We start from the raw sequence: 7,805 nt of genomic DNA, 5'->3' as shown, positions 1-7,805 counted from the left end.
TGGGGAGGGTGTTCGGCTGCGGGTTAAATGTTTGGGGCCGCGCTACGTTCGGGCCAAAAACCAGAAGTGGGCAACGACGACACTTAGGTATTGGCGGTTTGAACGCGTTTCTTTGCTTCGTTTCTTTTCGCGTTTGAAAAGAAATGAAGTCCCGCCCCGGACAGGGGCTAACAGTAATAAGCAAGAAAATACTACCTATGCAGAACGACCACGCTAGCAGAAGGACTCGATGCTCGCCCCACACTCGCCGCTAGCAGCACCGCCCGCCCCCCACCAAAAGCTAACAGCCGGCCTTATGCTCCGTTGGATACTCACCACGTTTATCGCCCTGTCGATACTCTCGGCCAGCATGCCCTGGATGAAAAAGCTCGGCATCGGCCGATTACCTGGCGATTTCACGCTGCGTTTGTTCGGGCGCGAATATCCGTTTCCCTTCATGTCGACCATCCTGCTGTCGATCATCCTGTCACTACTGGCGCGAATGCTTTAACTCGTACTCCCGCCACCTCACCTCACGCAATGACCTTCGCCACCGCCGCCGCCCGCGCGGCATGCACCGCTTCCTTGATCTTCCCCGGCTCGCTTTCATACTGCTGCGCGACCGCCCCGGCATCGACTGAGCGCGCCGCCACCAGCGCATCGCGCAACCGCTCGGCCTGCGGATAAGGCTGCTGGCTCAAACCAAGCCGCCCCCGTGCATCGGAAACACAAGCCTGCAGCGCTTCAGCAAAACGAGCGGGCTTGCGCAGCGCGTCGCAGCGTTCAAACAGCCGCACCAAGGCCGCCGCGCCAAACTCCATCACGCGATGAATATTGCCATGCTCCCGCGCCACCAATACCGCAAGGTCGCGGCATTCGTTCGGCACGCGCAAACGCTCGCACAAAGGCTTCAGCAAATCGACGCTACGCCCTTCATGTCCAACATGCCGCGGCAAAATATCTTCCGGCGTGGTGGCCTTGCCCAAGTCGTGCGTCAACGCGGCGAAGCGCACCGGCAACGCAAAACCATGCGCGGCGGCGTAATCCAGCACCATCATCACGTGAATGCCCGTATCGACTTCCGGATGATAGTCAGCGCGTTGCGGCACGCCCCAGAGCGCATCGACTTCGGGAAGAATCCGGACCAGCGCGCCGCACTCACGCAATACCGCGAACATCCGCGACGGCGTTTTCTCCATCAACCCACGCGATACCTCCTGCCACACACGTTCAGGAACGAGCGCATCGACCTCACCGTCCGCGACCATGCGCTTCATCAGCTCCAGCGTCTCATTGGCGATATGAAAATCGGCAAACCTCGCCGCAAAGCGCGCAATTCGCAAAATCCGCACCGGGTCTTCAATAAACGCGTCGCCTATATGGCGGAAAATACGCGCATCGAGATCACCCCGCCCATTGAACGGATCAATAACCGGCCCGGTCAACACGCCATCGGGCCGCACTTCGCGCGCCATTGCATTGACGGTCAAATCGCGGCGTGCGAGATCCTCCTCTAGCGTCACGTCGGGCGCGTAGAAGAACTGGAAACCGTGATAACCGGCAGCGGTCTTGCGCTCGGTTCGCGCAAGCGCATATTCCTCGTGCGTCTGCGGATGCAGGAAGACGGGAAAATCCTTGCCGACAGGCTTGTAGCCTTGCGCCGCCATCTGCTCAGGTGTCGCACCGACCACCACGTAGTCGCGATCCTGCACCGGCAGTCCGAGCATTTCATCGCGGATCGCACCGCCGACGGCAAAGATATTCATTGCTCTTCCCGCGCGCCCTTGATCCATTCGGCCGTCTCCGGCAACGCCGTGACGCGCGCGCAATAAGCAAGCGCGGCTCCACTCAGCTTCGGTGCGTACGAGTTGAAACGCATGACGACGGGCGCGAACATCGCGTCGGCGATACCGAAATCACCAAACAGGAACGGCCCGCCGTGCGCATCGAGGCAATGGCGCCAGATCGTATCGACACGCTTGATGTTCGCCGCTGCGCCCGCCGTCGGGACTTGGCCAAATGACTGGCGGCGAATATCCATCGACATCTGTTCGCGCAGGTCAGAAAAGCCCGCGTGCATTTCCGAACTGACGCTGCGCGCATAGGCGCGTGTGGTCGCGTCGCGCGGCCACATGGCGTGTTGCGGAAAAAGCTCGGCCAACGTTTCCATGATCGCGAGCGATTCCCAAACGACCGCGCCGCCATCGGTGAGAAGACACGGCACCTTTCCAGACGGCGAATGCGCGAGGATATTCGCGCTGGAATCGGGGCGGTTCAGCCGCACCATTATTTCCTCGAAAGGAATGCCGAAATGCTTGAGCACCAGCCACGGCCGCATGGACCACGACGAACTGTTCTTGTCACCGATAACGAGTTTCATAGCAAAGGTCTTCAGGTCTGTTTAACGTCCGGCGCTCGCGCGAAAGGCATTGAAGCGGGAACGCGACGACGTTCCCGTGAGATACATCGGTGCAATGGCTTCAATGCTCGCCGGATCGATGCCGAGTTCCGGCGCCATCGGCCCGCTTGCGACGCTGGGCGTTTTCATGGAATCGAGATTATCGCGCGACATCAGGGTCGGACCGGGCGCAAATTCGAGGGTCATTGCCTGAAGACGGCCAAGGATGTCGGGCAAGCGCACGATCTTCGCGTGCTTGCCGATTGCCGCACCGCTGAACTTCACCAATTCCTCGAGCGTGTACACGGTCGGGCCGGCGAGTTCATACGCGCGTCCGCTGGCGGCGTCTAGATCAAGCACGTTGACGAATGCCTGCGCGACATCGCCGACAAAAATCGGCTGCATTCGCGCTTGCGAACACGCGAGCGGAATCACCGGGAGGATCCGTTCAAGGAACGCGAACTGGTTCAGGAAGTTGTCTTCAGGACCGAAGACGACGGACGGACGGAAGATGGTCGTCGCGAGATTCGATTCGCGGACGACCTTTTCGCCGTCGCCCTTCGAGCGCAGGTACATGCTCGACCCATTTGAATCCGCGCCAAGCGAGCTCATGTGAAGCAACCGCCGCACGCCTTTTGCATAGCACGCAGCTACGATCTTGTTCGGCAACTCGACGTGCGCCTTCGCGAAATCCGGGCCGTACGGCGTGCCGCGCTTGCTTTGCAACAGGCCGACCAGGTTGATGACGGCATCGGCTTGGGACACGAACGCGGCAAGCTGCACGGGATCGTGGACGTCGGCCTGGATCACGTCGACGGGAAGCAGCGTCAGGTGCGAAGCATTCTCGCGACGCCGCGTGGCAATCCGCACGTGCTTGCCAGCCTCGACGAGCGCATTCACCAGATGACTGCCGATAAAACCGGACCCGCCGATCAACGCAATGGTTTGGTGTCGCATGCTCGCCTCTCTGAGTGGCGGACTCGCGGAAGTATCAGCGCAGTGACGCCGCGCCGCGCGTTACCTCCGACGAACCGCGTGGACCGGAAATCCGAAAAGCGAAACGCGCGCGGCGGGTTTCAAAGCAGGACGCCCAGGGCGCAGCTCAGGGCGCGATATAGCCGAGACGAGCCTTCAATGATTGCGGACGCCCTTCGAACAGCGCTGCGTAATACACGGTGTTCGACAGCACGTTCTTGACGTAATCGCGGGTTTCAGTGAACGGAATCGTTTCAGCAAAAATTGCTCCCTCGACCGGTGCGCTCAGCGTGGAACGCCATTGCGTCGGGCGTCCCGGACCCGCGTTATAGCCCGCGGTAGCGAGAACGGCGGAATCGTCAAACTGGTTGTAGACCATTGAAAGATAGTTCGTGCCAAGCAGGATGTTCGTGTTGATGTCATTCATCTGCTCGCGCGAAACCGGGCCCATGCCGATTTTCTTCGCGACCAGTTGCGCGGTGCCCGGCATCAATTGCATCAAGCCGCCCGCTCCAACCTCAGACTTGGCGTTGATGATAAATCGCGATTCCTGGCGAATCAGCCCGTACGCCCATTCAACGTCGAGTCCCGTGTTTTTCGACTCACGCTCCACCACGTCACGATACGGCGACAAATATCGCAGCGAGAAATCGTGTTCCGTTTTCGTCTTGTCGGCGGTATTCACGGTACGGTCGAACAACTGGATCTGGCGTGCGTACAACGCGGCCGCGATCAATTGGCGATCGGTCATATTGCGCAACGGCCAATTCCATTCCCGGTTGCCTTCGAGCCGCAGATTCATTGCATAGAACTTCTGCGATAACGCAAAGCCCGGCACCGATTGCATCTGGGCGACGTCGGCTTCGGATACGACCGTCTTCGGCGGCACGGTGATCTTCTGTCCCAGTTCTTCCAATGCCAATTGGCCGTAGAAGTTGTACTGGTCGGAGATGCTGGCGAATTCCTGCTGTGACCCTGCGGCGTCTCCCGCCTGCTTCAACGCGCGCGCGTGCCAATAGACCCACGCCGGCTGACTGCGCAAGGCGGGCGGCATTTGCTCGACCGACCAGCGGACCATGGTCCAGTCGCCGCCCAGCAATGCGCTGCGCGTGCGCCACTCATAAGCGGGATTCGACATTGGCGCGTTGACTGACAACCGGTACCAGTCCACCGCGCTCGGCATGCGCTTCAACGCCGCCTGATACGCGATCGTGGCCCAGCCGGTGGCGCGCTCTAATGGCGTCAGACTCGGCGCGACCGCGCTGAACGACGCGGCGGCCATGGCCGGGTCGTTGCGTGCCATGCGCGTAATCGCGATAAGCGCGAGCTGATGCGACGCTGTGTCGCGGCCGATACCGCGCGCGAGATACAGCGGCGGCGTGTTCGACGCGGTGTCGAAGGCGGTTGGATTCGGGCGCTGCGCACCGAGCGCATCGGCTATCTTGCTGGCCGTGTTCGTGTAGTTCTGTTCGTACGCGAGACGGATTTGCTGCCACACGTCGTCGCTGGTGAATTGCTGCGTGCTCGCCATCGCGTTGATCAGGTCGATGCAACCGTCGCCGTACCATTTCGGATCGACGAGCAGCGCGCGCGCCGCGTCCGAGACATTCTCCCCACGCGACGCCCGCGCTTCGAGCGCGTAGCACTTCACCTGCGTGTCGTCGTTCAGGACGAAGCGCGCGTATTGGTCGAGGAAATTACGCCAGTCGTGACGCGCGCCGAGCACGACCAGATAGTCGTTGCGCAGCCGGTCCGCGATTGCCTGGCCGTCGTAGCGCTGAAGGAACGACATGACAGGTGCATCGGGCGCGTCGACATTCGCGTGGCCTTGCGAGTCGAAGAGCTGTGGTTTCAGGGTGAAGTATTCAACGTACCCTGGCGCCTGATAGTCCGGAATTTGCGCGGCGAGCAACGCGGCGCGGCCGGCGTCGTTCGAGCGCGCGGCTTCACGCAACTGGATGAAAATGCGGTCGTCGGGCGAGAGCGAATAATCGGTGGAAGGGGCGACGGCGGACGCAGTGCCACACGCGGCGAGCGTGGCCGCGAAAAGCGCGGTACATGCTGCGAGATATACTCGTTTGAGACGTTTTGACATTCTTATTTCTGGAGCGCGAAGTGATCCAAAGCATAGCACGCAACCCTGTGATGGAAGGCAAAAGCGCGCTGCGTGCAAACCTCCTCGCAACCCGCGACGCGCAAGGCTCTCCAGCCGATCAGGCGACCCGAAATGAAGCGCTCGGACGGCATCTGGCCGAAGCCATGTCGCGATATCCCGCGGTGTCGTGCGTCGGTTTTTACTGGCCGCTTACGGGCGAGTTCGATGCGCGCGATGTGCTGACCATTTGGCTTGCGTGCAAGGCATCCAGGACAGCCGCTTTGCCGGTGGTGGTCGGCACGCGCGAACCGCTTGCATTTCATGCGTGGGAGCCGAAGGCCGAGATGAAGACGGGCCGATACCGCATTCCCGTTCCGGCGGCCGAGCGCGTGATGACGCCGGAGTTGTTGCTGATACCGTGCCTGGGGTTCGATGCCGAGCGGTATCGACTGGGATATGGCGGTGGATATTACGACCGGACGTTGGTGGCGTGGGCGGATGGAAAGAAGCCCGTGACAATCGGCGTGGCGTTCGAATCTGGGCGGTGTGGGACGCTGCCGCGCGAGCCGCACGATATTCCGCTCGATGTGGTTGTGACGGAAACGTCGATCTACTAGATCAAGACTAGTTCAAAGCGAAGCCGCCGCACGCGCGGCAGTGTCATACAACCCCGACGCATTACGCAGCAACTGCGCCGCGTCCCCAATCTGCTCATTGGTCAGCCCGCTTTCCTTCAGCGTGCTGATCAAGCAACTCTCCCGCACGTCCCGATACTTCCCGCACAACTCGCGGCCCGACGGCGTCGCTGAAAAAAACACTTCCTTGCCGACCTTCTCGCTCGTCACAAACCCACGCGCCACCAGCTTTTTAAGCGCATAAGTTGCAACGTGCGTGTCTTCTATAGTCAGAACGAAGCAAATATCGGCGATCTTTTTCTTTCGGTCACGGTGACTGACATGATGCAGCAGCGATACTTCCATGGCGGTCATGTCCTTCGCGCCCGCCGCCGACATGCAACGCACCATCCAGCGATCGAACGCATTGCCAACCATGATCAGGCCATATTCGAATTCCGACAATTCGGCACTTGTTTCAGAGACGAGGTGTTCGGACGAAACGATCTTGGTCGGATGGCGGGACATGGTGTTTACGCAGGACAATGTGGAGAAGAGTGTAGCGTACGGCGACGTTTTTCATCGGTTCGCACAAATCCTTATTGATAAATTGTCGATAATTTATCAACAATGTACATTCCTGACATGGCATCGAACCGGATGTCCGAGCTCGACTAACGGCAAAACCCCAGCATGACACCACCTAGAATTTTCCCGCTCGGCGATACGGCGCTCGTCTGCGAGGCCTCCCCGCCTGCCACGCTCGACTGCCAGCAACGCATGTGGGCACTCGCCGACGCAGCGCGCCTCTGGCCGCATGTCGTGGAAGTCGTACCGGGCATGAACAACCTGACGCTCGTCTTCGATCCGCTTCAGGCGGGCCAGGCGGACCTCGAGAAACAATTGAAAAGCGCGTGGGACGCGGTATCCCTGGTCGATGTCGGCTCGGCGGAAATCGAGATTCCCGTGCATTACGGCGGAACGGACGGGCCGGATCTGACGTCGCTCGCCAAGCAGCTTGGCTTGAGCGTCGACGAACTCGTGAAGCGCCATACGAAAGCCGAATACATCGTGTTCTTTCTCGGTTTTCAACCCGGTTTTGCGTACCTCGGCGGCCTCGATCCAAGCCTTCACGCACCGCGCCGCGCCGAACCGCGCGTTGAAGTGCCGGCGGGATCGGTGGGTATCGGCGGCGAGCAAACAGGAATTTATCCAGCAGTCTCGCCGGGCGGATGGCAGTTGCTGGGACGCACGGACCTCTTGCTCTTCGATCCCGCCCGCAACCCGCCCACGCTCATGCAACCCGGCGATCGCGTGCGCTTTACCGCGCTGGAGGTGCTCGCATGATCGACGTGATTCGCGCCGGCATGCTGAGCTCCGTGCAAGATTTGGGACGCGTGGGTTATCGGCACCTGGGGGTCAGTTCGGGCGGCGCGCTCGACGCGTTATCGCTGGAAATAGGCAATCGGATCGTGGGCAACAAACCGGACGCGGCGGGGATCGAATTGACGCTCGGACCGGCCGTCCTGCGCTTCACGCACGCGACCCGTGTGGCGATCACGGGCACGGACTTCGGCGCAACGCTCGACGATAAACCCGTCTACTCCTGGTGGAGCATTCCAGTCCAGGCCGGCCAGCAGTTGACGCTGCGCGGCGCCCGGCACGGAATGCGCGGTTACGTGTGCGTGGCGGGCGGTATCGACGTGCTGCCTATGCTCGGTTCCCGCAGCACGGACCTCGGCGC

At 60.7% G+C, this 7,805-nt stretch carries 9 protein-coding genes; 4 read left to right on the top strand and 5 right to left on the bottom strand.

What is annotated here, in order from left to right; translation table 11 throughout:
• Positions 1–295: 295 nt before the first annotated feature.
• Entirely contained in the window at positions 296–490 is a 195-nt protein-coding gene (locus WCA53_RS28370) for a DUF2905 domain-containing protein (RefSeq protein ID WP_423918798.1), read from the top strand.
• 22 nt (positions 491–512) lie between these two features.
• On the opposite strand, the gene WCA53_RS28365 is transcribed toward WCA53_RS28370, so the two are convergent.
• The 4 genes from WCA53_RS28365 to WCA53_RS28350 all read right to left on the bottom strand — a co-directional run bounded on the left by WCA53_RS28365 (position 513) and on the right by WCA53_RS28350 (position 5,447).
• Positions 513–1,745, bottom strand: coding sequence for a multifunctional CCA addition/repair protein (locus WCA53_RS28365; RefSeq protein ID WP_423918795.1), 1,233 nt, complete (start codon positions 1,743–1,745; stop codon positions 513–515).
• Positions 1,742–2,359 carry a glutathione S-transferase family protein gene (locus WCA53_RS28360; protein ID WP_423918792.1) on the bottom strand — a complete coding sequence of 206 codons (618 nt, stop codon included), beginning with the start codon at positions 2,357–2,359 and terminating at the stop codon, positions 1,742–1,744. The genes WCA53_RS28365 and WCA53_RS28360 overlap by 4 nt, the downstream gene beginning before the upstream one ends.
• A 21-nt stretch (positions 2,360–2,380) precedes the next feature.
• Positions 2,381–3,334: a complex I NDUFA9 subunit family protein gene (locus WCA53_RS28355; RefSeq protein ID WP_423918789.1), complete on the bottom strand. Its 954-nt coding sequence runs from the start codon at positions 3,332–3,334 to the stop codon at positions 2,381–2,383.
• Positions 3,335–3,479: 145 nt separating this feature from the next.
• Entirely contained in the window at positions 3,480–5,447 is a 1,968-nt protein-coding gene (locus tag WCA53_RS28350) for a transglycosylase SLT domain-containing protein (protein WP_423918786.1), read from the bottom strand.
• An 8-nt stretch (positions 5,448–5,455) separates the two neighbouring features.
• On the opposite strand from WCA53_RS28350, the gene WCA53_RS28345 reads away from it, so the two are divergent.
• Positions 5,456–6,064, top strand: a complete 609-nt coding sequence (locus WCA53_RS28345) for a 5-formyltetrahydrofolate cyclo-ligase (RefSeq protein WP_423918803.1) — start codon at positions 5,456–5,458, stop codon at positions 6,062–6,064.
• 12 nt (positions 6,065–6,076) lie between these two features.
• Here WCA53_RS28345 and WCA53_RS28340 read toward each other — a convergent pair whose 3' ends face one another.
• A complete protein-coding gene (locus WCA53_RS28340) occupies positions 6,077–6,589 on the bottom strand; it encodes a winged helix DNA-binding protein (protein ID WP_423918781.1) in 513 nt (170 codons plus the stop codon).
• 165 nt (positions 6,590–6,754) lie between these two features.
• On the opposite strand from WCA53_RS28340, the gene pxpB reads away from it, so the two are divergent.
• Both pxpB and WCA53_RS28330 read left to right on the top strand, forming a co-directional pair.
• Positions 6,755–7,408, top strand: coding sequence for a 5-oxoprolinase subunit PxpB (gene pxpB / locus WCA53_RS28335; RefSeq protein ID WP_423918776.1), 654 nt, complete (start codon positions 6,755–6,757; stop codon positions 7,406–7,408).
• The coding region (locus WCA53_RS28330; RefSeq protein WP_423918774.1) for a biotin-dependent carboxyltransferase family protein at positions 7,405–7,805 on the top strand (401 nt) is incomplete at its 3' end. The genes pxpB and WCA53_RS28330, both read left to right, overlap by 4 nt.

This window comes from Caballeronia sp. (genome assembly GCF_049581465.1).
Taxonomy (GTDB): domain Bacteria; phylum Pseudomonadota; class Gammaproteobacteria; order Burkholderiales; family Burkholderiaceae; genus Caballeronia.
This window is presented reverse-complemented; position numbering and strand designations above follow the sequence as displayed.